Origin of the sequence: Streptomyces sp. DG1A-41, assembly GCF_037055355.1 — a bacterium.
In the GTDB taxonomy this organism is placed as follows: Bacteria; Actinomycetota; Actinomycetes; order Streptomycetales; family Streptomycetaceae; genus Streptomyces.
Window position 1 is genome coordinate 2,710,069 of the sequence record NZ_CP146350.1, and the last position, 23,222, is coordinate 2,733,290.

Annotated in this window: 23 protein-coding genes and 1 pseudogene; 15 read left to right on the top strand and 9 right to left on the bottom strand. The window is 70.4% G+C overall.

Translation table 11 applies throughout. The features are described from left to right. Positions 1-84 precede the first annotated feature (84 nt). Together aceE and V8690_RS12705 are read left to right on the top strand one after the other, a co-directional pair. Positions 85-2,832 (top strand): pyruvate dehydrogenase (acetyl-transferring), homodimeric type, encoded by a 2,748-nt coding sequence (aceE, locus tag V8690_RS12700; RefSeq protein WP_338778379.1) that lies wholly within the window; start codon positions 85-87, stop codon positions 2,830-2,832. A gap of 83 nt (positions 2,833-2,915) precedes the next feature. Continuing rightward, positions 2,916-3,650, top strand: coding sequence for a potassium channel family protein (locus V8690_RS12705; protein WP_338778380.1), 735 nt, complete (start codon positions 2,916-2,918; stop codon positions 3,648-3,650). Between the two features lie 185 nt (positions 3,651-3,835). Here V8690_RS12705 and V8690_RS12710 read toward each other — a convergent pair whose 3' ends face one another. Next, positions 3,836-4,147, bottom strand: a complete 312-nt coding sequence (locus tag V8690_RS12710; RefSeq protein ID WP_338778381.1) for a small hydrophobic protein — start codon at positions 4,145-4,147, stop codon at positions 3,836-3,838. Positions 4,148-4,381: 234 nt separating this feature from the next. Next, positions 4,382-6,001: an MFS transporter gene (locus V8690_RS12715; RefSeq protein ID WP_338778382.1), complete on the bottom strand. Its 1,620-nt coding sequence runs from the start codon at positions 5,999-6,001 to the stop codon at positions 4,382-4,384. 115 nt (positions 6,002-6,116) lie between these two features. Here V8690_RS12715 and V8690_RS12720 point away from each other — a divergent pair, with 115 nt between their 5' ends. The 3 genes from V8690_RS12720 (at position 6,117) to V8690_RS12730 (ending at position 8,968) form a co-directional block, all read left to right on the top strand. After that, positions 6,117-6,749: a TetR family transcriptional regulator gene (locus V8690_RS12720; RefSeq protein ID WP_338778384.1), complete on the top strand. Its 633-nt coding sequence runs from the start codon at positions 6,117-6,119 to the stop codon at positions 6,747-6,749. A gap of 73 nt (positions 6,750-6,822) precedes the next feature. Continuing rightward, positions 6,823-8,031 carry an alpha/beta hydrolase family protein gene (locus V8690_RS12725; RefSeq protein WP_338778386.1) on the top strand — a complete coding sequence of 403 codons (1,209 nt, stop codon included), beginning with the start codon at positions 6,823-6,825 and terminating at the stop codon, positions 8,029-8,031. A 76-nt stretch (positions 8,032-8,107) separates the two neighbouring features. Then, positions 8,108-8,968 (top strand): DUF4429 domain-containing protein, encoded by an 861-nt coding sequence (locus V8690_RS12730; RefSeq protein ID WP_338778388.1) that lies wholly within the window; start codon positions 8,108-8,110, stop codon positions 8,966-8,968. Positions 8,969-9,075: 107 nt separating this feature from the next. Here the strand turns inward: V8690_RS12730 and V8690_RS12735 are convergent, their stop codons facing one another. Beyond that, entirely contained in the window at positions 9,076-10,089 is a 1,014-nt protein-coding gene (locus tag V8690_RS12735) for an aldo/keto reductase (RefSeq protein ID WP_338778390.1), read from the bottom strand. Further along, positions 10,086-10,550 carry a MerR family transcriptional regulator gene (locus V8690_RS12740; RefSeq protein ID WP_338778392.1) on the bottom strand — a complete coding sequence of 155 codons (465 nt, stop codon included), beginning with the start codon at positions 10,548-10,550 and terminating at the stop codon, positions 10,086-10,088. Before V8690_RS12740 ends, V8690_RS12735 begins: the two co-directional genes overlap by 4 nt. A gap of 98 nt (positions 10,551-10,648) precedes the next feature. Here V8690_RS12740 and V8690_RS12745 point away from each other — a divergent pair, with 98 nt between their 5' ends. After that, the gene (locus V8690_RS12745; RefSeq protein WP_338778393.1) at positions 10,649-11,116 is read left to right on the top strand and encodes a GNAT family N-acetyltransferase; all 468 of its coding nucleotides are present in this window, start codon (positions 10,649-10,651) and stop codon (positions 11,114-11,116) included. Between the two features lie 18 nt (positions 11,117-11,134). Then, the gene (locus tag V8690_RS12750) at positions 11,135-11,950 is read left to right on the top strand and encodes a serine hydrolase domain-containing protein (RefSeq protein WP_338778394.1); all 816 of its coding nucleotides are present in this window, start codon (positions 11,135-11,137) and stop codon (positions 11,948-11,950) included. Here V8690_RS12750 and V8690_RS12755 read toward each other — a convergent pair. Continuing rightward, positions 11,947-12,603 (bottom strand): pirin family protein, encoded by a 657-nt coding sequence (locus tag V8690_RS12755; protein ID WP_338785330.1) that lies wholly within the window; start codon positions 12,601-12,603, stop codon positions 11,947-11,949. The genes V8690_RS12750 and V8690_RS12755 overlap by 4 nt on opposite strands. 62 nt (positions 12,604-12,665) lie before the next feature. Between V8690_RS12755 and fasR the strand changes: the two genes are divergently transcribed. The 5 genes from fasR (at position 12,666) to fabF (ending at position 17,623) form a co-directional block, all read left to right on the top strand. Then, positions 12,666-13,871 carry a fatty acid biosynthesis transcriptional regulator FasR gene (gene fasR, locus V8690_RS12760; RefSeq protein ID WP_338778396.1) on the top strand — a complete coding sequence of 402 codons (1,206 nt, stop codon included), beginning with the start codon at positions 12,666-12,668 and terminating at the stop codon, positions 13,869-13,871. Between the two features lie 89 nt (positions 13,872-13,960). After that, positions 13,961-14,917 carry an ACP S-malonyltransferase gene (locus V8690_RS12765; protein WP_338778397.1) on the top strand — a complete coding sequence of 319 codons (957 nt, stop codon included), beginning with the start codon at positions 13,961-13,963 and terminating at the stop codon, positions 14,915-14,917. 16 nt (positions 14,918-14,933) lie between these two features. Then, positions 14,934-15,935, top strand: a complete 1,002-nt coding sequence (locus V8690_RS12770) for a ketoacyl-ACP synthase III (RefSeq protein WP_338778398.1) — start codon at positions 14,934-14,936, stop codon at positions 15,933-15,935. An 81-nt stretch (positions 15,936-16,016) separates the two neighbouring features. Continuing rightward, positions 16,017-16,265 carry an acyl carrier protein gene (locus V8690_RS12775; protein WP_031131297.1) on the top strand — a complete coding sequence of 83 codons (249 nt, stop codon included), beginning with the start codon at positions 16,017-16,019 and terminating at the stop codon, positions 16,263-16,265. 86 nt (positions 16,266-16,351) lie between these two features. Then, on the top strand, positions 16,352-17,623 hold the full coding sequence (fabF, locus tag V8690_RS12780; RefSeq protein WP_338778403.1) for a beta-ketoacyl-ACP synthase II: 1,272 nt from the start codon (positions 16,352-16,354) through the stop codon (positions 17,621-17,623). Positions 17,624-17,710: 87 nt separating this feature from the next. Here fabF and V8690_RS12785 read toward each other — a convergent pair whose 3' ends face one another. Continuing rightward, on the bottom strand, positions 17,711-18,205 hold the full coding sequence (locus V8690_RS12785; RefSeq protein WP_010048534.1) for a DUF3145 domain-containing protein: 495 nt from the start codon (positions 18,203-18,205) through the stop codon (positions 17,711-17,713). Positions 18,206-18,464: 259 nt separating this feature from the next. Between V8690_RS12785 and V8690_RS12790 the strand changes: the two genes are divergently transcribed. Both V8690_RS12790 and V8690_RS12795 read left to right on the top strand, forming a co-directional pair. Beyond that, on the top strand, positions 18,465-19,352 hold the full coding sequence (locus V8690_RS12790; protein ID WP_338778406.1) for an SGNH/GDSL hydrolase family protein: 888 nt from the start codon (positions 18,465-18,467) through the stop codon (positions 19,350-19,352). 27 nt (positions 19,353-19,379) lie between these two features. Then, positions 19,380-20,351 carry an aldose epimerase family protein gene (locus V8690_RS12795; protein WP_338778408.1) on the top strand — a complete coding sequence of 324 codons (972 nt, stop codon included), beginning with the start codon at positions 19,380-19,382 and terminating at the stop codon, positions 20,349-20,351. Between the two features lie 87 nt (positions 20,352-20,438). On the opposite strand, the pseudogene V8690_RS12800 reads toward V8690_RS12795, so the two are convergent. Beyond that, a pseudogene (locus V8690_RS12800) lies at positions 20,439-20,769 on the bottom strand (glycosyl hydrolase); the annotation flags it as partial. A gap of 22 nt (positions 20,770-20,791) precedes the next feature. Beyond that, positions 20,792-21,034 (bottom strand): hypothetical protein, encoded by a 243-nt coding sequence (locus V8690_RS12805; RefSeq protein WP_338778410.1) that lies wholly within the window; start codon positions 21,032-21,034, stop codon positions 20,792-20,794. 60 nt (positions 21,035-21,094) lie between these two features. Between V8690_RS12805 and V8690_RS12810 the strand changes: the two genes are divergently transcribed. Then, positions 21,095-22,330: a pyroglutamyl peptidase gene (locus V8690_RS12810; RefSeq protein WP_338778411.1), complete on the top strand. Its 1,236-nt coding sequence runs from the start codon at positions 21,095-21,097 to the stop codon at positions 22,328-22,330. Here V8690_RS12810 and V8690_RS12815 read toward each other — a convergent pair. Further along, entirely contained in the window at positions 22,281-23,108 is an 828-nt protein-coding gene (locus tag V8690_RS12815) for an EI24 domain-containing protein (RefSeq protein WP_338778412.1), read from the bottom strand. The genes V8690_RS12810 and V8690_RS12815 overlap by 50 nt on opposite strands. Positions 23,109-23,222 lie beyond the last annotated feature (114 nt).

Genomic DNA, 23,222 nt, shown 5'->3' on the forward strand with positions numbered 1-23,222 from the left:
GGGAGCGGCGCGGCCAAAGCGACACGCCCAGCGACCCCAGCGAAACAGCGGCCCTCGCAGGCCCTCTGACAGGTAAGGAACAGCGTGGCTTCCGCATCCGATCGCAACCCGATCATCATTGGCGGCCTTCCGAGTCAGGTTCCTGACTTCGATCCCGAAGAGACGCAGGAGTGGCTCGACTCCCTCGACGCCGCCGTCGACGAGCGCGGCCGCGAGCGCGCCCGCTACCTGATGCTGCGGCTGATCGAGCGGGCCCGCGAGAAGCGCGTGGCCGTGCCGGAGATGCGCAGCACGGACTACGTCAACACCATCCCCACCAAGAGCGAGCCGTTCTTCCCGGGCAACGAGGAGATCGAGCGCAAGATCCTCAACGCGACCCGCTGGAACGCGGCCGTGATGGTCTCGCGCGCCCAGCGGCCCGGTATCGGCGTCGGCGGCCACATCGCCACGTTCGCGTCCTCCGCCTCGCTCTACGACGTCGGCTTCAACCACTTCTTCCGCGGCAAGGACGAGGGCGACGGCGGCGACCAGGTCTTCTTCCAGGGGCACGCCTCGCCGGGCATCTACGCCCGCGCCTTCCTGCTGGACCGGCTCAGCGAGCAGCACCTGGACGGCTTCCGCCAGGAGAAGTCGAAGGCGCCGTACGGCCTGTCGTCGTACCCGCACCCGCGCCTGATGCCGGACTTCTGGGAGTTCCCGACGGTGTCGATGGGCCTCGGCCCGATCGGCGCCATCTACCAGGCGCGGATGAACCGCTACATGCACGCGCGCGGGATCGCGGACACGTCCAAGTCGCACGTGTGGGCGTTCCTCGGCGACGGCGAGATGGACGAGCCGGAGTCGCTGGGCCAGCTGTCCATCGCCGCCCGCGAGGGCCTGGACAACCTCACGTTCGTGGTCAACTGCAACCTCCAGCGCCTCGACGGGCCGGTACGCGGCAACGGCAAGATCATCCAGGAGCTGGAGTCGATCTTCCGCGGTGCCGGCTGGAACGTGATCAAGCTGGTCTGGGACCGCACCTGGGACCCGCTGCTCGCCCAGGACCGCGACGGCGTGCTGGTCAACAAGATGAACACCACGCCGGACGGGCAGTTCCAGACGTACGCCACGGAGACCGGCGCGTACATCCGCGACCACTTCTTCGGTGACGACCACCGCCTGCGCGCGATGGTCGAGAACATGACCGACGACCAGATCCTGCACCTGGGCCGCGGCGGTCACGACCACCGGAAGATCTTCGCGGCGTACAAGGCGGCCGTGGAGCACAAGGGCCAGCCGACGGTGATCCTCGCCAAGACGATCAAGGGCTGGACGCTGGGCCCGAACTTCGAGGGCCGCAACGCCACGCACCAGATGAAGAAGCTGACGGTCGACGACCTCAAGCGCTTCCGCGACCGCCTGCACCTGCCGATCTCCGACAAGGAGCTGGAGTCCGGCGCCCCGCCGTACTACCACCCGGGCCGGGAGTCGGAGGAGATCCAGTACATGCACGACCGCCGCAAGGGGCTCGGCGGTTACGTCCCCACGCGTGTCGTACGGTCCGAGCCGCTGCCGCTGCCCGAGGACAAGACGTACGCGACCGTGAAGAAGGGCTCGGGCCAGCAGTCCATCGCGACGACGATGGCGTTCGTCCGTCTCCTGAAGGACCTCATGCGGGACAAGGAGATCGGCAAGCGGTTCGTGCTGATCGCGCCGGACGAGTACCGCACGTTCGGCATGGACTCGTTCTTCCCGAGCGCGAAGATCTACAACCCGCTCGGCCAGCAGTACGAGTCGGTCGACCGTGACCTGCTGCTCGCCTACAAGGAGTCGCCGAACGGCCAGATGCTGCACGACGGCATCTCGGAGGCCGGCTGCACGGCCTCCCTGATCGCCGCCGGCTCGGCCTACGCGACCCACGGCGAGCCGCTGATCCCGGTCTACGTCTTCTACTCGATGTTCGGTTTCCAGCGCACCGGCGACCAGTTCTGGCAGATGGCCGACCAGCTGGCCCGCGGCTTCGTCCTGGGCGCGACCGCCGGCCGTACCACCCTGACCGGTGAGGGCCTCCAGCACGCCGACGGGCACTCGCAGCTGCTGGCCTCCACGAACCCCGGCTGCGTGGCGTACGACCCGGCGTTCGGCTTCGAGATCGCGCACATCGTGAAGGACGGCCTGCGCCGGATGTACGGCGGCTCCGAGGAGCACCCGCACGGCGAGGACGTCTTCTACTACCTGACCGTCTACAACGAGCCGATCCAGCACCCGGCCGAGCCCGAGAACGTGGACGTCGAGGGCATCCTCAAGGGCGTCTACCGCTTCAGCGAGGGCACGGGCGGCTCGATCCCGGCGCAGATCATGGCGTCGGGTGTCGCGGTGCCGTGGGCGGTCGAGGCGCAGAAGATCCTCGCGGAGGAGTGGAACGTCAAGGCCGACGTCTGGTCGGCGACCTCCTGGAACGAGCTGCGGCGCGAGGCCGTGGCCTGCGAGGAGCACAACCTGCTGCACCCCGAGGAGGAGCAGCGGGTGCCGTACGTGACGCGGAAGCTGGCCGACGCGCAGGGTCCGGTCGTGGCCGTGTCCGACTGGATGCGGTCGGTTCCGGACCAGATCGCGCGCTGGGTGCCGCAGACGTACCAGTCGCTCGGCGCGGACGGCTTCGGCTTCGCCGACACGCGGGGTGCGGCCCGCCGCTTCTTCCACATCGACGCGCAGTCGATCGTGGTGGGGGTGCTGACCGAGCTGGCCCGCGAGGGCAAGGTCGACCGGTCGGTGCTCAAGCAGGCCATCGACCGGTACCAGCTGCTGGACGTGTCGGCAGCCGACCCGGGGGTCGCGGGCGGCGACGCATAACGTCAGGTCCTGTCAAGGGGTGGTGAGCCTCACGGGTGGACCGTGGGGGCACACCACCCCTTCACGTTTTCTACGATTCGGCCATGCAGCAGCAGTCGGCCCGACTCCGTTGGGAACAGCACACGCAGCGGCCCCTCTTCGGCCTGGCCCTGACGTTCGCCGTCGCCTATGCCGTGCCGATCGTCCGGCCCGACGCGAGCCGGGACGTGGTGGCCGTGTGCACGGCCGTCGAGTGGGTGGTGTGGGGCGCGTTCGCACTCGACTACGTCATACGGCTCGTGCTCGCCGAGCAGCGGCTGGAGTTCGTACGGACGCACTGGCTCGACCTGGGCGCGGTGTTGCTGCCGCTGCTACAGCCCATGCGGTTGCTGCGACTGGTGTCGACGCTGCTGCTGGTCGGGCAGCGGGCTCGGATGGCCTCGCAGATAAGGCTCACGACGTATGTCGCCGGTGCGGTGGTCGGGCTGCTGATGTTCGGGTCGCTGGCGGTGCTGTCGGCGGAGCGGGACTCGCCGGACGGGAACATTCGGACGCTGGGTGACGCGGTGTGGTGGTCGTTCACGACGATGACGACCGTGGGGTACGGGGATCACGCGCCGACCACCGGGTTGGGGCGGATGCTCGCGGTGGGGTTGATGCTGTCCGGGATCGCTCTGCTGGGTGTGGTGACGGCGAACATCGCGGCGTGGTTCATCGCGCGGTTCGACAAGGACGATGTGGAGGAGCGGCGGCAGACGGAGGCGATACGGGAGTTGGCGGAGGAGGTTCGGGCGTTGCGGGGGGAGTTGGCGGCGTTGAAGGGGACGCCCGTCGAGTAGTGCTCGGGGTTCGTGCTGGGGGCGGGTGGGTGCACAGCCCGGCGGAGCGGGGTGCCGCTTCTTTGGACGGGTCCCGCCCCAAGCGGCACGACTGCCCGCAGCTATGGCGGCTCGCGACTGCCCGCAGCAAGGCATGAGAACGGCCCCCGGCTTGGCCGCCGGAGGCCCTCCCTCGGTTCCCCGGGTCACAACAGCATGCCGTTGCCCGGAGTTGTCGCTCCGGCCAGCCAGATGATGGCCAGGAGCGTGTCGATGGCGCCCAGGATCAGGGCGACCACGGCCGTGGCCGGGCGGGAGCCCGACCAGGTGCGGCCCATGGCGAGCCAGCCGCAGACGATCGCCGCGGGGCCGAGGATGATCCCCAGCACGAAGAATCCGGCGATCGCGCAGATGACTCCGATGATTCCGAGCGTCGCGCGATCCGGCCCGGTCCGTGACCACGTCCGGCCACGTGAGCGGGGGTGCCTGCGCGTACCGTGTCCGAAGCTCGCCATCATCAACTCCCGTAAACCCTCAGTCGGTTGGGGTTCGGTTCGGGTACACCATGGCGAGTACCCCCACAACGGGCCTCAATCCCGCTGCTTGCGCGCTGCCCCCCTCCAGCAGCGCGCCGCAGCGTCCGTCCTCCATGCCCTGCGGAGGACTTGACCCACTGTGACCTGCGATGCCCGCCGGAGGGGAGGGATCGGCGGCCTTGTTCACCCTGATAGGCGAACACCTCGGAGAGACCGTCAGATGTGCGCCGCGCCCGCGCCGGCGCCCGCGTTCTCACCGCGCTTGGTGAGGAACGCCACCAGCACCGCCACCACGGCAACGCCGGCGGCCACGAGCGACGCCGCGCTCATGCCGGAGATGAACGTGTCGTGCGCGACGCCCGTGATCTTCGCGGCGATCGCGTCCGGCGTCCCCGGCGCCACCGGCGGGACACCGACCTGGACGGCCTCGGACGCCTGGTGCTCCTGCTCGGACGTCAGCGGCGGGAGCCCGGCCTTCTCCCAGTTGCCCGCGAGGTCGCTGTCGACCTTGGAGGCCATCACGGCGCCCAGCACGGCCGTGCCGAGGCTGCCGCCGATCTGCATGGCGGCCTGCTGGAGTCCACCGGCGACACCGGACAGCTCCATCGGCGCGTTGCCGACGATGACCTCCGTGGCGCCGACCATGACCGGCGCCAGGCCGAGGCCCAGCAGGGCGAACCAGAGCGACATCAGGCCGCTGCCCGTGTCGGTCTCCAGCGTGGACATGCCGTACATGGCGATCGCGGTGAGCGTCATGCCGCCCGCGAGCGGGATCCGCGGGCCGACCTTGGTGATCATCGCGCCGGCGAGCGGGGAGCCGACGATCATCATGCCGGTGAGCGGGAGCAGGTGAAGACCGGCGTCGATCGGGCTCATGCCGTGCACGTTCTGGAGGTAGAACGTCACGAAGAACAGCCCGCCCATGAAGGCGATGGCCATCAGGATCATCAGCACGACACCCGCGGACAGCGGGACGGAACGGAACAGTGCCAGCGGGATCAGCGGCTCCCTGACCTTCGTCTCCCAGAAGGCGAACAGCGCGAAGCCCACGACCGACGCGATGACGAACGCCCACGTCCTACTGTCGCCCCAGCCCCACTCCGGAGCCTTGATCAGGGCCCAGACCAGGCAGAACATCGCGGCGGACAGCAGGGCGATACCCGGGAGGTCGAAGGAGCGCGGGGCGTTCTCGGCACGATGGTCGAGGAGGATCCAGACACCGAGGACGACCGCGAGGACACCGACCGGCACGTTGATGAAGAACACCGACTGCCAGTTGACGTGCTCGACGAGCACGCCGCCGAGGATCGGGCCGCCCGCGGTGGACGCGCCGATGACCATGCCCCAGATGCCGATCGCCATGTTGAGCTTGTCGGCCGGGAAGGTGGCCCGCAGCAGGCCGAGCGCGGCCGGCATCAGCAGCGCGCCGAAGAGGCCCTGGAGGACGCGGAAGGTGACGACCAGCGCGATGCTGTCGGACAGACCGATGGCCCCCGAGGCGGCGGCGAAGCCGACGACGCCGATGAGGAAGGTCTGCCGGTGACCGAAGCGGTCGCCGAGCTTGCCCGCGGTGATCAGGGAGACCGCGAGGGCGAGGAAGTATCCGTTGGTGATCCACTGGACCTGGGCGAAGGTCGCGCCGAGGTCCTTTTGTATCGCGGGGTTGGCTATGGCCACGATGGTGCCGTCGAGGGCCACCATCATGACCCCCACAGCGACGGTGATGAGGGTGAGCCAGGGGTGCCCTCGCAGCCCCTTGCCCGGCGTCGCGCCCGACGGCGTCGCCGGTACGTTGCCCCCCGACCCCGTCGTGTCGATGGTGGTCTGACTAGTCATGCGTCGAGGCTAATGACAGCCACTGACAATTGACAAACCAATTCACAAGTCGGTAACTGACACGACACCCCCCTATTAGTCTGAGCTGGGCAGACACTTCAGAGAGAGGCACGTTTTGAACCTGCGCGAACGCAAGAAGCAGCGCACCCGGGACGCGCTGCTGCGGGCCGCCCTGGAACTGTTCGCCACGCGCGGGTACGAGGAGACGACCGTCGACGACATCGCCGCCGCCGTCGACGTCTCCCAGCGCACGTTCTTCCGCTACTTCGCCGGCAAGGAGGAGACGGCGTTCTACGTGACGCGCCTCGCGGAGTCGCAGGTCGTCGAGGCCGTACGGGCCCGCCCGCCGGGCGAGGCCCCGCTGGAGGCGCTGCGCCGGGCCCTGCTGGAGAGCTGGGACGCGATCAACGAGACGATCGAGGAGATCGTGCCGGTCGACCTCCATATGCGCGTGTACCGGGTGATCGAGTCGACGCCCGCGCTGCTCGCCGCCCATCTGCGGCGGGCGGCGGAAGTGGAGGAGGAGCTCGCGCGCATCATCGCCGAGCGCGAGGGGCTCGACGTGAACGAGGATCCGCGGCCCAGAATCGTCGTGGCCCTCTTCGGCGGGGTGATTCGCGTCACCGAGCGGCTGTGGTCCGCGGGGGACGACCTCAGCCTCGAGGGAATGCGCCAACTGACCGCCACCTACCTCGATCAGGTGGGTCCCGCCCTGGCCGGGAACTGGCGTACGACTCAAACCCTTTAGCGCATACACCGAAACGTGATCCCGGTCACTTGGTTAACGCGAGACCCTCTCGTTCTCCTAGTGTGTCCTTTCAGTGACTTCCTTCGACACCACCCCGCAACTGAACGTCTGGCGCGCACTGCTCGCTCTGGCCGTCGTGTTCGTGATGCTGGCGACCACCGGCTGGACGGCCCTGCGCAACCAGCGGGGCGACACACCGCTCCAGGCCTCGCTGTCCGCCTGGGAGGACGGCCGGATCGGCGGTCACCGGCTGCCGGACCCGCAGTCCCAGCCGACGAAGCTGGCCCGTTTCTTCGCCTCGCTCACCGAGCGGGACCGCGCGAGCCTGGTCCGCAAGTACCCGCTAGCGGTCGGCAACATGAACGGCGCCCCGTTGGAACTGCGCTACCGCGCCAATCGCATCGCGCTCGACCAGGCACGCGACGTCGAGCGGGAACGCATGCACGACGGCCGTCTCACCCCGGCCGGGAAGCACGAGGCCGGCCGCCGGATGCACCGCTTCGAAGACCTCATGGAGAAGGGCCGCCACATCCTCGCCTTCGATCCCGAGGGCTCCGGGCGGGTGGCGGAGGTCTTCGGCGACCTGCGCGAGGCGGAACGGGTCTCGGTCGTCGTGCCCGGCGTGGACACCGACCTGCTCACCTTCCAGCGCACCCAGCGCAAGTACGCGGCGCCCGTCGGCATGGCCGAGTCCCTGTACGCGGCCGAGCGGGCGGCGAGCCCCTCGACCCGTACGGCCGTGATCGCCTGGGCCGACTACACGGCACCCAGCGGACTCGGTATCGACTCGGCCACGGCGATGCGCGCCGAGGAGGGGGCCGTACGGCTGAACGCGCTGGTGCGGGCGCTGCCGGGCAGCTCGCCGGTCTCGCTGTTCTGCCACAGCTACGGCTCCGTGGTGTGCGGGGTCGCCGCGCACTCGCTGCCGGGCCGGGTGTCCGACATCGCGGTGGCCGGCAGCCCCGGCATGCGCGTCGAGAAGGCCGCCCAGCTGCACACCACCGCCCGGGTGTGGGCGATGCGGGACGCCGACGACTGGATCCAGGACGTGCCGTATCTGGAGGTCGGGGGGCTGGGCCACGGGGCCGACCCGGTGTCCGCCGGGTTCGGTGCGCGGGTGCTGTCGGCGCAGGGTGCGAAGGGTCACGCCGGCTACTTCGAGCCGGGCACGGCAAGTTTGATGAATTTCGCAGAGATCGGCGTTGGCGCATACCGCTCGGTGCACTGCGCGCACGAATTCGGCGTCTGCCGGACCGGTTTGTCCGGCACGGCGGCGGCCTGACGCGCGTAGAGGCGAAAGAAACCGCGGTCTGCTCGGGAGGGGGACGGAGGAGCGCGTGCCGCATACGATGAGCCGCATGGGTGACGTACTGGCCGGATTTCATGCCGCCTGGGAGTTCGAGTCCGACTCCGTACTCATCCGTTACGAGCGGGGGATTCGAACACCTAAGCTCTTCCAGGCGCTGGGGGAACGTCGTGTGCCCCTGGAGGCGATCGCCGGAGTGACGCTGACGCGCGGGAAACGCGGCACGGTGGTGCTGCGCGTCGAGCCGCGGCCCGGTGCGGATCCGTTGATGGAGGCGGCCGCCGGGCAACTCAAGGACAGCGGCGATCCCTACCGGCTGGTGCTGCCCGCCGAGCGGGAAGTCCTCGCGGAGTACTACGCCGAGGAACTGCAAGGGCTGCTGACGGAGACCGGGCCGGCGGAGCGGTTCCTCGTGGAGCCGCCCAAGGGGCCGTTGTCGTTCAAGGCGTACGACGGGAAGGCCTCGTTCGACGGGCGGACCGTGAACTTCCGGTGGTTCTGGACGGGGGCGTCGTCGGCGAAGTGGAAGGCCGGGGACCAGAGCTTCTCCGTCGGGGAGCTGAACGGGGTGGAGTGGCGGTCACCGGAGGTCTTCGAGGGGCATCTGCGGTTGCTGCGGCGCGACGAGGCGGGGGCGGCCGCGGCTGCTGCTGCGCAGGCTGACCAGGATCCTGCGGCGGTGGTGTTCGGGCTGGGGTACGGGCCTGTGCATGAGTCACTGCCGTTCGCCGCGGCGGTGTTGGCGGCGGTGCGGGCGTCCAGTCCGGTGGCGGCTGTGTCCGCGGCCCGGCCGCGGCGTGATCCTGCGGATATCGCCGAGCGGATCCGGCATCTCGGGGAGTTGCATCAGGCCGGGTTGGTGACCGATGAGGAGTTCTCGGTCAAGAAGGCGGAGTTGTTGGCGGAGCTGTAGCGTCTGCGGGGTGCTGCGCGCCGGCGGGTGCAGGTGCTCCGTGGCCGGTCGCGCCCACGCGGCGGAGCCGCAGATCGATACGGCCCCGCGCCCCTGAAGCCCTCCCCCTACTCCCTGCCTGCTGAAGTGAACGCCATGTCCGCGTACCTGTTGCCTGCCACCTGGGCTGCGATCGGGTCCAGCAGGGACAGTTCTTCTTCCGTCAGGACGATCCTGGTCGCCGCCGTGTTCTCCTCCACCCTCGTCGGCTTGCGGGTGCCCGGGATCGGGATGACCGGGAGCTTGTGGAGCGTCGCCTGCTGGTGGGCCCAGGCCAGGGCGATCTGGCCGAGGGAGGCGTCGTGGGCCTTGGCCACCGAGCGGATCGGCTCCAGCAGGGCCGCGTTCCTCGCCGCGTTGTCCCCCGTGAAACGGGGCTGCTGGCGGCGGAAGTCGTCGGAGGACAGGTCCTCGGCCTTGGCGAAGGAGCCCGTGAGGAAGCCGCGGCCGAGCGGGGAGTAGGGGACCAGGGCCACGCCCAGGTCGCGGGCCGCGGGGACGACCTTCGGCTCGATGTCACGGCTGAACAGCGACCACTCCGACTGCACGGCCGCGATCGGGTGTACCGCGTGGGCGGCGCGGAGTTCGTCCGCCGTGACCTCGCTCAGGCCCAGGTGCTTGATCTTGCCCTCACGGACCAGGTGGGCCATGGTGCCGACGCTCTCCTCGATCGGCACGTTCACATCGCGCCGGTGCATGTAGTAGAGGTCGATGACGTCGACGTCGAGGCGCTTCAGGCTCGCCTCGACGGCCTGTCGGATGTAGGGCGGGTCGTTGCGGATGACGCGTCGCGTCGGGTCGTCCGGGGGGATCGACAGGGCGAACTTGGTCGCGATGACGACCTCGTCGCGGTGTGCCTTGAGGAACGGCGAAAGGAACCGCTCGTTCTCGCCGGCGCCGTACGCGTCGGCCGTGTCGTAGAAGGTGACGCCCAGTTCGAGCGCCCGTTCGAGGGTGGCCCGGGACGCGTCCGCGTCCGAGGGGCCGTAGGCGAAGCTCATGCCCATGCAGCCGAGACCCTGGACACCCACCTCGGGGCCGTGGTCGCCGAGCTTCGCCGTCGTGATCCTGCCGTCCGTCATCGGGACCTCTCCGACGCCAGGGCACGCCCGGCGTCCGCGTAGAAACTGATCTTCCGGTCGAGCACGGCGAGCGTGCCCCGGAGTTCGTCGATCCTGGCCAGCACGTCCTCGCGGGTCGTCTTCAGCAGTTCGAAGCGCTCGGCGTAGGTGTGGTCGCCCTCACGCACGAGTTCCGCGTACCGGACCATGTCGGCGACCGGCATGCCGGTCAGGCGGAGCTTGCCCACGAGGTCGAGCCAGTCGAGGTCGCGGTTGGTGTAGCGGCGCTGGCCGGTGTGGGACCGGTCGATGTGCGGCATCAGGCCGATGCGCTCGTACCAGCGCAGGGTGTGCGCCGTCAGGCCGGTCAGGGCGACGACCTCGCTGATCGTGTACTTGTCCTGGCCGTCCGGGCGCCGGTTCTGCCGCGGCGGGCCGGCGCAGGTGTCGGTACTGGTCCCCGGGGTCTCCATCACCGTCATGGCCCCAACGCTAGGACCTTGGAGTGCACTCCAAGCAAGCTCCGACGGTAAGAAATCGGCAGGACACCTCTTGATCCGGCTGGTTAGCGTGGGGCGTCATGAGTGTCGTACGCCGCGCCCTGCCCGAGGACGCCGAGGAAGTCCTCCGCCTGCGCCAGATCATGATCGACTCGTTGTTCGGCGACCCCGCGGCCGCCTGGCACGGGGAGTCCCTCCCCACACTGAAAACCAAACTGGGCGAGCCGGACGGGGACTTCACGGCGTTCGTGGTGGACCACCCGGAGCGGCCGGGGACGCTGGCGTCGCTGGTGGCCGGGACGATCGACTACCGCATCGGGAAGTCGGGCGACCCGCAGGGCATGGTGGGCTTCGTCTTCAGCGTCGCCACCGACCCGTCCGCCCGACGCCGTGGCTACGCGCGCGCGTGCATGACCACGCTGCTGGAGTGGTTCCGCGAGCGCGGCGCCAGGCGCGTGCAGCTCACGGCCTCGCCGGAGGCCCAGCCGCTGTACGTCTCCCTCGGTTTCCGGCCCAAGCCCGACCCCTTGCTGGAGCTGACGCTGTGAGCGCATAGGCTCGAACGCATGTCGCTGAAGAGCCTCGCGTTGATCGAGAACTGGCCGGTTCCCACCGCCGCGGCGGGTGTCGTACGAGCGGACGGCACCGTCCTCGGCACCCACGGACCGGCCGGACAGCGGTTCCCGCTCGCGTCGGTGACCAAGCCCCTCGCCGCCTACGCGGTGCTCGTCGCGTACGAGGAGGGCGCCATCGAGCTCGACGAGCCCGCCGGCCCGCCCGGGTCGACGGTCCGGCACCTGCTCGCGCACACCTCGGGCCTCGCCTTCGACGAACACAAGGTCACGGCGCCGCCCGGGGAACGGCGGCTCTACTCGAACGCCGGCTTCGAGCAGCTCGGCGACCACGTCGCGAAGGCGACCGACATCCCGTTCGGGGAGTACCTGCGCCAGGGCGTGCTGGAGCCGCTGGGCATGACCTCGACCAGCCTGGAGGGGTCTCCGGCCAAGGACGGGGTGTCGACGGTCGAGGACCTGCTGCGGTTCGCCGCCGAGGTGCAGGCCCCGCGGCTCCTGGACCCCCGTACGGTCGCCGAGGCGATGACCGTGCACTACCCGGGCACGAAGGGCGTCCTGCCGGGGTACGGCCACCAGAACCCCAACGACTGGGGGCTCGGCTTCGAGATCCGCGACTCCAAGTCGCCGCACTGGACGGGCTCGTCGTCCTCACCGCGCACCTTCGGGCACTTCGGGCAGTCCGGGACGTTCCTGTGGATCGACCCCGACGCGCGGGCCGCGTGCGTCGCGCTGACGGGCCGGGCGTTCGGGCCGTGGGCGATCGAGGCGTGGCCGGCGTTCACGGACGCGGTACTGGCCGACCTCTAGCTGGTGGTCATCTCCCAGACCAGCAGCTCCGCCTCTGTCACGCCCTCGGCCTCCAGGCCCTTGGCATCGGTGATCCGGGCCGCGTCGCCCGCGCCCAGCGCCTCGCCGTCCAGGCGTACGTCACCGCGTACGACGTGCACGTACGCGTACGCCGCGTCCGGTACCGCCGTCCGCTCCCCCGCCCCCAGGCGCCGTACGTGCAGCATCGCGCCGGCCTCCGGGACGGCGTAGGGCGTCGAGTCGGCGATGCCGTGGACGACCTCGTAGTACGGGTCGCCGCCGGGCCGGAGCGGGGCCAGCCACATCTGGACGAAGGTGAGGGGGCCGGGGCCGTCGTTGCGCTCCACGTGGCGCACCCCGCCCGCCGAGCTCAGCCGCTGCACGTCTCCGTGGCGCACCACCGACTCGTGCCCGGTGGAGTCCCGGTGCGTCAGCTCGCCCTCGACCACCCACGTCACGATCTCGGTGTGGCTGTGCGGGTGCTCGTCGAAGCCGGCGCCGGACGCCAAGCGCTCCTCGTTGCAGGCGATCACCGCGCCGAAACGGAGGTTGTCCGGGTCGTAGTGGGGGCCGAAGGAGAAAGCGTGCCGGCTCTCGATTCCGGCCGCCGGGTCACCGCCCTGGTAGCGCTGATCAGCGCGCCGAATGTCCATCACGGAGTCCACCGTAGACCCGGCGGCGCACCTTCCCGTCCGGATAAGGCAGGCTTGTCCCCGTGCCCCAACCCGAAACCAGCAAGAACGAAGCCGCAGCGCACGTCGTCCACCCGCATGCCGCGACGCTGAAGCGGCTGGAGAAGTCCTCCGGCTCGCTCGCCGCGCAGGCCATCGCGCGGATGGACGAGACGCTGCCCTGGTACCGGGCCATGCCCCCGGAGAACCGTTCCTGGATCGGTCTGGTCGCGCAGGCGGGTATCGCCGCCTTCACCGAGTGGTTCCGGCATCCGGACGCCCCGCAGGCCATCTCCACCGACGTGTTCGGCACCGCGCCGCGCGAGCTGACCCGGGCGATCACGCTGCGGCAGACCGTGGAGATGGTGCGCACCACCATCGAGGTCATGGAGAGCGCGATCGACGAGGTCGCGGCCCCGGGCGACGAGAGCGTGCTGCGCGAGGCCCTGCTCGTGTACGCCCGGGAGATCGCCTTCGCGACCGCCCAGGTGTATGCGCAGGCCGCCGAGGCCCGCGGTGCCTGGGACGCCCGCCTGGAGTCCCTGGTCGTGAACGCCGTGCTCAGCGGCGAGGCCGACGAGGGCGCCGTGTCACGGGCCGCCGCCCTCGGGTGGAACTCGCCCGAGCATGTGTGTGTCGTGCTCGGTACGGCGCCCGACGGAGACAGCGAACTGACCGTCGAGGCCATACGGCGCGCCGCCCGGCACGCCAAGCTCCAGGTGCTGACCGGGGTGCTCGGGGACCGGCTGGTCGTCATCGCGGGCGGCAGCGACAACCCGCTGGCCGTCGCCAAGTCGCTCATCGGCCCGTTCGCGGCCGGGCCGGTCGTGGCGGGCCCGGTGGTGCCGGACCTGCTGGCCGCGACCCGGTCCGCGCAGGCCGCCGCGGCGGGGCTGAAGGCCTGTTCCGCCTGGCAGGACGCCCCGCGCCCGGTGCTGGCGGACGACCTGCTTCCGGAGCGGGCGATGGCCGGTGACCCCTCGGCCCGTGAGCAGCTGGTGGAGGAGATCTACAGACCGCTGGAGGAGGCCGGGGCCGCGCTCCTGGAGACCCTCAGCGTCTATCTCGAACAGGCGAGCAGTCTCGAAGGGGCCGCCCGGATGCTGTTCGTCCATCCCAACACCGTCCGCTACCGGCTTCGACGTGTGACTGACGTCACCGGTTGGTCACCCTCCGATGTACGCTCTGCGTTCACACTGCGGATCGCGCTGATCCTGGGGCGTCTGGCCGATGGAGATCTCCAGTCCTAAGGTTTTGTCGGGGCTCGACAAAACCCCCTCGTGTTCTTCGTCCTTGTCCCCACGGGCGGCCGCGCCCGTCCCCAAGAGAGAGTGTGAGAGTGCTCGTACTCGTCGCTCCCGGCCAGGGCGCCCAGACGCCCGGCTTCCTGTCCTCATGGCTCGACTTCCCCGGTGTCCGCGGTGCCCTCGAGGCCTGGTCCGACGCCGCGGGACTCGACTTGATCCGTTACGGCACCGAGGCCGACGCGGAGGAGATCCGCGACACCGCGGTGGCCCAGCCGCTGCTCGTCGCGGCCGGACTGGCGTCCGCGTACATGCTGTTCGACGACCCGGCCGAGCTGCCGCGGAAGGTCGGCGCCATCGCCGGTCACAGCGTCGGCGAGATCACCGCGGCCTCGCTCGCCGGAGTACTCCCCCACGAGGAGGCGCTCCGCCTCGTCCGTACGCGTGGACTCGCCATGGCCGAGGCCGCCGCCGTCACCGAGACCGGCATGGCCGCCCTCCTCGGCGGCGACCCCGAAGTGACGGTTCCGCACCTGGAGAAGCTCGGCCTGACCCCGGCGAACATCAACGGCGCGGGCCAGATCGTCGCGGCCGGCACCAAGGAGCAGCTCGCCGCGCTGGAGGCGGACAAGCCCGAGGGCGTGCGCAAGGTCGTCGCGCTGAAGGTGGCCGGCGCCTTCCACACCCACCACATGGCCCCCGCGGTCGACACGCTGGCGAAGGCCGCCGAGGCCCTGACGCCCGGCGACCCGGAGGTCACCTACGTCTCGAACAAGGACGGGCGGGCGGTCTCCGCCGGCACCGAGGTGCTGGACCGTCTGGTCGGCCAGGTCGCCAACCCGGTCCGCTGGGACCTGTGCATGGAGACCTTCAAGGAGCTCGGTGTCACCGCCCTGATCGAGGTGTGCCCCGGTGGGACCCTCACCGGGCTGGCCAAGCGTGCCCTGCCCGGTGTGAAGACGCTGGCCCTGAAGTCCCCCGCCGACCTCGACGCGGCTCGCGAGCTCATCGCCGAGACGCCAACACCCGCCGCTGACGCGGCGGGTGCCTGACAAGGAGCCGGAGAGCATGGCGAAGATCAAGCCCAGCAAGGGCGCCCCGTACGCGCGCATCCTCGGTGTCGGCGGCTACCGCCCGACCCGGGTCGTGCCGAACGAGGTGATCCTGGAGACGATCGAGTCGTCCGACGAGTGGATCCGCTCGCGCTCCGGCATCGAGACGCGGCACTGGGCCTCCGACGAGGAGACCGTCGCCGCGATGTCGCTGGAGGCCTCCGGGAAGGCCATCGCGGACGCGGGCATCTCCGCCGAGCAGATCGACGGCGTGATCGTCTCGACCGTCTCGCACTTCAAGCAGACTCCGGCCGTCGCCACCGAGATCGCGGACAAGCTGGGCACCGACAAGGCCGCCGCCTTCGACATCTCGGCGGGCTGCGCGGGCTTCGGCTACGGCCTCACGCTCGCCAAGGGCATGATCGTCGAAGGTTCGGCCGAGTACGTCCTGGTGATCGGCGTCGAGCGGCTGAGCGACCTGACCGACCTGGAGGACCGGGCCACGGCCTTCCTGTTCGGCGACGGTGCCGGCGCGGTGGTGGTCGGCCCGTCCCAGGAGCCCGAGATCGGCCCGACCGTGTGGGGCTCCGAGGGCGACAAGTCGGACACCATCAAGCAGACCGTGCCGTGGACGGACTACCGCGACGGGACGGTCGAGAAGTTCCCCGCGATCACCCAGGAAGGCCAGGCGGTGTTCCGCTGGGCCGTGTTCGAGATGGCGAAGGTCGCCCAGCAGGCGCTGGACGCGGCCGGGATCACCGTGGACGACCTGGATGTCTTCATCCCGCACCAGGCCAACGTGCGGATCATCGACTCGATGGTGAAGACGCTGAAGCTGCCAGAGCATGTCACGGTCGCCCGTGACATCCGCACCACCGGCAACACCTCGGCCGCCTCGATCCCGCTCGCGATGGAGCGGCTCCTGGCGACCGGCGAGGCGAAGAGCGGCGACACCGCGCTCGTCATCGGCTTCGGGGCGGGTCTCGTCTACGCCGCGACTGTCGTTACCCTCCCCTAGGCACTCCGTGCTGGATCATGCGGTCCGGCACGGGAGCAACACCTGCCACACCCTCTGGAACATCTACGAAGGAGCGCCGACATGGCCGCCACTCAGGAAGAGATCGTCGCCGGTCTCGCCGAGATCGTGAACGAGATCGCCGGCATCCCGGTTGAGGACGTCCAGCTGGACAAGTCCTTCACCGACGACCTGGACGTCGACTCGCTGTCCATGGTCGAGGTCGTCGTCGCCGCCGAAGAGCGCTTCGACGTCAAGATCCCGGACGAGGACGTCAAGAACCTCAAGACCGTCGGCGACGCGACGAACTACATCCTCAAGCACCAGGGCTGATCAACCGATCAGGCCTTCGGGCTGACTGCCCCGCCACCCGGCGGTGGCGCCGCTTAATCCTCGGATCCGTTGGAGAAAGAATTCCCGTGAGCTCGACCAATCGCACCGTGGTCGTCACCGGTATCGGCGCAACCACACCGCTGGGTGGCGACGTAGCCTCTACCTGGGAGGGCTTGATCGCCGGACGTTCCGGCGTGAAGCCCCTGGAGCAGGAGTGGGCGGCCGACCAGGCCGTCAAGATCGCGGCCCCGGTCGCCGTGGAGCCGACCGAGGTCATCCCCCGGCCGCAGGCCCGCCGACTGGACCGCTCGGCGCAGTTCGCGCTGGTCGCGGCCAAGGAGGCCTGGGCGGACGCCGGTTTCGAGGCGAAGGCCGGCGAGGACCCGGCCGTCGACCCGGACCGGCTCGGCGCGGTCATCGCCTCCGGCATCGGCGGCGTGACGACGCTGCTGGACCAGTACGACGTGCTCAAGGAGAAGGGCGTCCGCCGCGTCTCCCCGCACACCGTGCCCATGCTGATGCCCAACGGCCCGTCGGCCAACGTGGGGTTGGCCGTGGGTGCCCGGGCGGGCGTGCACACGCCGGTCTCCGCCTGCGCCTCGGGCGCCGAGGCCATCGGCTACGCCATCGAGATGATCCGCACCGGCCGCGCCGACGTCGTCGTCGCGGGTGGTACGGAGGCGGCGATCCACCCGCTGCCCATCGCCGCGTTCGGCAACATGATGGCGATGTCCAAGAACAACGACGACCCGCAGGGCGCGTCGCGTCCCTACGACGTGGCCCGCGACGGCTTCGTCCTCGGCGAGGGCGCCGGTGTCGTCGTCCTGGAGTCCGCCGAGCACGCCGCCAAGCGCGGCGCCCGGGTGTACGCCGAGGCCGTCGGGCAGGGCATCTCCGCCGACAGCCACGACATCGTGCAGCCGGAGCCGGAGGGGCGGGGCATCTCGCACGCCCTGCAGAACCTGCTGGAGCGGACCGACCTGGACCCGGCGGAGATCGTGCACGTCAACGCGCACGCGACATCGACGCCGGCCGGTGACATCGCCGAGTTGAAGGCACTGCGGAAGGTGTTCGGTGACGACACCGACCACATCGCGGTGTCCGCGACGAAGTCGATGACCGGGCATCTGCTGGGTGGTGCGGGTGGCGTCGAGACGGTGGCGACCGTGCTCGCGCTTTACCACCGGGTGGCTCCGCCGACCATCAACGTGGAGAACCTCGACCCCGAGGCCGAGGCGAACGCGGATGTGGTGCGTGGGGAGGCTCGGAAGCTGCCGGTCGAGGGCCGTATCGCCGCGCTGAACGACTCGTTCGGGTTCGGTGGGCACAACGTGGTGCTGGCGTTCCGGACGGTTTGATTTCGCCTGAACGGCGAGTGGCCCGGACTCTTCGTGAGTCCGGGCCACTCGCCGTTCAGCGTCGTAGCTCCCGCGCCCCTGAGAGCCTCACACCACCTGGTGGAGCCAGCGGACCGGGGCGCCTTCGCCTGCGTAGCGGAAGGGTTCCAGCTCGTCGTCCCAGGGCTTGCCCAGGAGTTTGTTGAGCTCGGCCTCCAGGTCCGTTTCGCCGCGCTGGCTGCGTTGCAGCGCGGCGCGCAGGCGGTCCTCGGGGATGAGGATGTCGCCGTGGATGCCGGTGACGGCGTGGAAGATGCCCAGGTCGGGAGTGCAGCTGTAGCGTTCGCCCTCGGCGGTGGGGCAGGGTTCCGCGGTGACCTCGAAGCGGAGGAGGTGCCAGCCGCGCAGCGCCGACGCCAGCTTGGACGCCGTGCCCGCCTGGCCCTGCCAGGAGAACTCCGAGCGCCAGGTGCCCGGGGCGGCGGGCTGACGGATCCAGTCCAGGCTGACGCGCGTACCGAGCACCCCGGCGACGGCCCACTCGACGTGCGGGCACAGCGCGCGCGGCGCCGAGTGCACGTACAGAACTCCACGTGTCGTCACCGGAACCTCCGGGCAGAGCGGGACATCTTGGAAACGGGCGGAACGGCTGTGACCGGGCGGGTCACGTTGATGGCGAGGCTACCGTGCGGTGACGCAAGGAGTGTGACGTACGGTCGCTCCCGGTGCCGGGAAACGCCCGCCATTCACCCAGGGGGACGCTTGTACGGGTGTGAGCCGTTGCACCTGATCGGCCGGGAACCCTCGTGCGTTGTTATTGGTTGGGGAGACATGCACGGCGCGGCGAGGGGATGGACCAGGGATGCGGAAGCGAAGGCACCGCTCACGGGTCGTGCTTGCCGTGGCCGTGGCGGCCGCCCTGGGTGTCGCCGGGTGTGATGCCGTCGGGGGCGACTCCCCCGCCCCGTCCCGTGAGGCCAAGCCGTCCCCCAGGCCCACGCCCCTGTGGGACCGCAGTCCGAGTTCCGTCGCGGCCGTGGGCGATTCCATCACGCGCGGTTTCGACGCCTGTGACGTGCTGTCGGACTGTCCGGAGGCGTCCTGGGCGACCGGGGCGAGCCCCGAGGTCGACTCCCTCGCCGTACGGCTGCTGGGGCGGGCCGGGGCCGCGGAGCGGAGCTGGAACTACGCCGTGACCGGGGCGCGGATGGCGGATCTGCCCGGGCAGATCGCCCAGGCGGTACGGCGCAAGCCCCAGCTGGTGACGGTGATGGTGGGGGCGAACGACGCCTGCCGGGCCACGCCCTCGGCGATGACGCCGGTCACCGAGTTCCGCGCCGACTTCGAGGACTCCCTGCGCAGCCTGCGCAAGGCTCTGCCCAAGGCCCAGGTGTTCGTGGCGAGCGTGCCGAACCTGAAGCGGCTGTGGTCCGAGGGCCGCACCAGCCCGATGGGCAAGCAGATCTGGCAGCTGGGCATCTGCCCGTCGATGCTGGGGGACGCGGACGCCCTGGACTCGGCGGCGAACCTGCGGCGGAACACGGTGCAGAAGCGGGTGGAGGACTACAACAAGGTCCTTAAGGAGGTCTGCGCCAAGGACGAGCGGTGCCGCTACGACGGGGGCGCGGTGTACGACTACCGCTTCGGCACCGCCCAGTTGAGCCGCTGGGACTACTTCCACCCGAGCGTGAACGGACAGGCCCGGTTGGCGGAGATCGCGTACCGGACCGTCACGGCGGAGCGACCCTGACCCAGGGCCTGACTTAGAGTTCCGCACATGAACGAACTCTTCGGCACACTTTCCGACGGCACGCCAGTGCACCGCTGGACCCTGGAGCGTGCGGGCGTCCGGGTGCGGATCCTGTCGTACGGCGGGATCGTGCAGTCCGTCGAGGTACCGGACCGGGAGATGCGGGCCGGGAACGTGGTGCTGGGGTTCCCCGACCTCGACGGCTATCTCGCTCACCCGGACCCGTACCTCGGAGCCCTGGTCGGGCGGTACGCCAACCGGATCGCCCGTGCCCGGTTCCCGCTGGACGGGCGGACGTACGCGCTCGAACCGAACAACGGGCCGAACGCGCTCCACGGTGGAGTGCGTGGCTTCGACAAGCGAGTGTGGGAGGGGACGCCCATCGAGCACGGTGTGCGGCTCGCTCGGGTCAGTCCGCACGGCGAGGAGGGCTTCCCGGGGCGGCTGGAGGTCTCGGCGACGTACACGCTCCAGGGGAGCGGTGCGCTGCGGATCGTGTACGAGGCGGTGACGGACGCGCCGACCGTGGTGAACCTGACGAACCACAGCTACTTCAACCTGGCCGGTTCCGGTGACGCGGGCGGCCACGAGCTGCGGCTGGCCGCCTCCCGGTACACGCCGGTGGACGCGGACCTGATCCCGACCGGCAGCCTGGACGACGTGACGGGCACGCGCTTCGACTTCCGCGAGGCCCGCAAGGCCGGCGCCGGCTACGACCACAACTTCGTGCTCGACAAGGGTGTGACGGATGTTCCGGCGGAGGTCGCGGAGCTGCACGACCCGGCGTCCGGGCGGGTGCTGACGGTGGCGACCACCGAGCCCGGACTGCAGCTGTACACCGCCGACCATCTGGGCGAGCCCTTCGCGCCCGGCGACGGCATCGCGCTGGAGACCCAGCACTTCCCCGACTCCCCGAACCGGCCGCAGTTCCCGAGCACGGTGCTGCGGCCGGGCGAGGTGTACCGCTCGGAGACGGTGTACGGGTTCGGCACGCGCTGAACGCTGTCCAGGTCCGGTGAGACCATGAGCCCCGGTCCAGGGGTCAGGTCCCGGACCGGGGCTGCTCGGTGGGGAACTCGTCCCGGATCAGACGTTAATCGTCGCGGTGATCCTGCGGTCCGTGATCGAGCGCCCCACCTGGATCCCGTACGAACCCTTCACAAACGACCACGACATGGTCGTCTCGTCCCGAAAGCCCGGCGTGGCAGTTCGACGCTCTCGCCGGGTCCGGCATCCACGCCCGCGAGGCCGGCCGGGTGGGGTCCGGCTCGCTCGGGGCGAGGTAGAGCTGGACGACCTCGCGGCCGGGGCGGTCGCCGGTGTTGCCGAGGCGGACCTTCGCGGTGGCCCCGTCGGCGGCCCCTTCGACCTCGACCGACTCGTAGGTCCAGTCGGTGTAGCCGAGGCCGTGACCGAATTGGCGGCGGCGGCCTCGGCGATCAGTTCGTCGGGGTCGCGCTGCGGGTCCTGGTGGCGAGGGTGAAGCCGATGACCCGCATGGGGTGGTCGCCGAGCGGCGGGACGGTGCGGGTCAGGGAGACCTCGACCGGTTCGCCCGTGGTCAGGTCGACCCGGGCGTGGGGCACGGGGCCGGTCCAGGGCCGCCATGATGAGGGGGCGGTGCGCGGCACCGGCTGAGCGCCACGCGGGTCCCGCCCCATGGCGTGGCTCTCATCCGTCACGCGATACTGCGGCCGTCCGGCACCACGCCACCCCCACCGTGACGGAAGGCCCCAACCCCCTTGCACTCCATACGCGTTCGCCTCGGCGTCCTCGGCCTCGCCCTGCTGACCGGCCTCACCACCCCGACGGCCGCGAGCGCCGCCGAGGCGGCCCCCTCGCCAACCGTCGAGGAGCAGCGGCTCGACAGAGCCGCTCCCCAGGAGATCCTGCGCTGTTCCGGATTCGACACCGTGGCCCCGCGGTTGGCACGGGCGCTCGACGAGGCCCGTTCCTACGCGCAGGCCCGCCGGGTCGTCGCGCATGAGGGGTCGCAGTTGTGGCGGCGGGCCGTGGGCCGGGCGCAGGGGCGTGGGCCGGCGGGCGGGGACCTGAGCCGGGACGACGACCGGCCGCTGTACTGGGCGCGGCTCGGTATGACGCGTGAAGTGCGCGCCTGGGAACCGGCGTTCGGTCTGACGGAACGGCAGCGGGCCGCGCTGCTGGACGAACTGGAGCGCACCTCGCGCGGCCAGACGGCCCTCCGCTATCCGCAGCACGGCAAGGGCCTGAAGCGGATCCTGGTCACCGGCTTCGACCCGTTCACCCTGGACCGGGACATCCGTATCTCCAACCCGTCCGGCGCCACCGCGCTCGCCCTCGACGGCACGGTGATCGAGACCGCGGACGGCCCGGCCCGGGTCGAGACGGCCGTGTTCCCGGTGCGCTGGCAGGACTTCACGGAGGGGACGGTGGAGCGCACGCTGCGGCCGTACCTGCCGAGGGTCGACCTGTTCACGACCGTGAGCCAGGGCCGGATCGGGCGGTTCGACGTGGAGCGGACCAACGGGGCCTGGCGGGGCGGCTTCGCGGACAACGACAACATCGGCCGTACGGAGACCGTCCCCGTCACCGACCCGGCCTCGCAGCCGCAGTGGACGACGACCACGCTGCCGTACCGGGCGATCGTGGCCGCGGACACCGGCCGTTTCCCCGTGTACGACAACACCGGCGTCACGGAGATCCCGGCGGGCGGTACCGAGCCCGTGGTCCGGCCGGAGGGCCCGACTCCCGGCTCGACCGCTCGCGCGGGCGGCGGCGGTGACTACCTGTCCAACGAGATCGCCTACCGGGCGACGCTGCTGCGGGACCGGTCGGGGCTGCACGACGTCCTGCCGGGCGGGCATGTGCACACGCCCGTGCTCCAGTTCGGCGCCGGGAACACCACGGAGGTCACCGACCCGGAGTTCGTGCGGAACCGGCGGGACATCATCGCGCAGGTGAGGACGATCCTGAGGGTGGCTGCGGAAGAGTCGTGACGGCCCCGTCGCCCTCCTCGCCACCTCCCTGGATCTCCTCACCCAGCAGTTCCCGCGCCATGAGGGTGGCGCCGGCGACCGCGCCCGGCATCAGGAACACCGCGACGAACGGGACCAGGAAGGCCACGGCCAGCGGCGTGCCGAAGCCCCAGACCAGGGTCTTGCGGGAGCGGAGCAGGCCGAGGCGGGTGCGCAGTTCGACGCCTCGGCGCTGGAGGGCGACGGCGGTCAGTTCCTCGGTGAGGAAGAACCCGGTGACGAAGAACCCGATCACCGGTACGGCCGTCTGGCCGACGACGGGGATGAAACCGCACGCGAACAGCAGCACGCCCCACAGCGCGGCCCGTGCGACGATCCGGAGGCTGTCCCGGGCGGAGATCCACAACTCGCGCCAGAGCGGCAGGCCCGACTCGGGGGCGTGGCCGTCCGGGGACACGTCCCGGTCGACCCTTTCGGAGAGGTTCTCGTAGAAGGGCTGCCCGATCAGCAGCGTCACCGCGGTGAACGTCACGACGGCGAGGAGCAGGGAGAGGGCGAACAGCACGGCGGTCAGGAAGCCCCGGAAGAGCCCGAGCCACGGGCTCGACCAGTCGTCGGCGAACGGGGTCGCCCAGGTGACGGCGTCCTCGCCCCACAGCGCCAGCGCGACGAGCGCCGCCGCGTACAGGACGAGGGTGATCAGGCCCGGGAGCAGCCCGAAGCCGTATTGCCTGCCGTGCCGGGCCACCCATCGCTGGCCCTTCAGCAGGTACCGGAAACCCACCCCGAGATCGCGCATGGGAAAACCCTATCGGTGCCGGTGTCGCGCCCTTGACGCGCTCCGGTCACATGGATGTCACAGGCCTCCGGGGGAGAGCCATCCGGGTCACGTGTGACACCAACGCGGCCTTGT

Coding starts and splice junctions, on each gene's coding strand:
- V8690_RS12740 (WP_338778392.1), bottom strand. CDS start 10,550: ATGACGGTGATGGAGACCCCGGGGACCAGTACCGACACCTGCGCCGGC.
- V8690_RS12715 (WP_338778382.1), bottom strand. CDS start 6,001: ATGACTAGTCAGACCACCATCGACACGACGGGGTCGGGGGGCAACGTA.
- V8690_RS12745 (WP_338778393.1), top strand. CDS start 10,649: ATGAGTGTCGTACGCCGCGCCCTGCCCGAGGACGCCGAGGAAGTCCTC.
- V8690_RS12755 (WP_338785330.1), bottom strand. CDS start 12,603: ATGGACATTCGGCGCGCTGATCAGCGCTACCAGGGCGGTGACCCGGCG.
- V8690_RS12735 (WP_338778390.1), bottom strand. CDS start 10,089: ATGACGGACGGCAGGATCACGACGGCGAAGCTCGGCGACCACGGCCCC.
- V8690_RS12710 (WP_338778381.1), bottom strand. CDS start 4,147: ATGATGGCGAGCTTCGGACACGGTACGCGCAGGCACCCCCGCTCACGT.
- V8690_RS12795 (WP_338778408.1), top strand. CDS start 19,380: ATGAACGAACTCTTCGGCACACTTTCCGACGGCACGCCAGTGCACCGC.
- V8690_RS12750 (WP_338778394.1), top strand. CDS start 11,135: ATGTCGCTGAAGAGCCTCGCGTTGATCGAGAACTGGCCGGTTCCCACC.
- V8690_RS12790 (WP_338778406.1), top strand. CDS start 18,465: ATGCGGAAGCGAAGGCACCGCTCACGGGTCGTGCTTGCCGTGGCCGTG.
- V8690_RS12770 (WP_338778398.1), top strand. CDS start 14,934: ATGGCGAAGATCAAGCCCAGCAAGGGCGCCCCGTACGCGCGCATCCTC.
- V8690_RS12775 (WP_031131297.1), top strand. CDS start 16,017: ATGGCCGCCACTCAGGAAGAGATCGTCGCCGGTCTCGCCGAGATCGTG.
- V8690_RS12705 (WP_338778380.1), top strand. CDS start 2,916: ATGCAGCAGCAGTCGGCCCGACTCCGTTGGGAACAGCACACGCAGCGG.
- V8690_RS12730 (WP_338778388.1), top strand. CDS start 8,108: ATGGGTGACGTACTGGCCGGATTTCATGCCGCCTGGGAGTTCGAGTCC.
- V8690_RS12815 (WP_338778412.1), bottom strand. CDS start 23,108: ATGCGCGATCTCGGGGTGGGTTTCCGGTACCTGCTGAAGGGCCAGCGA.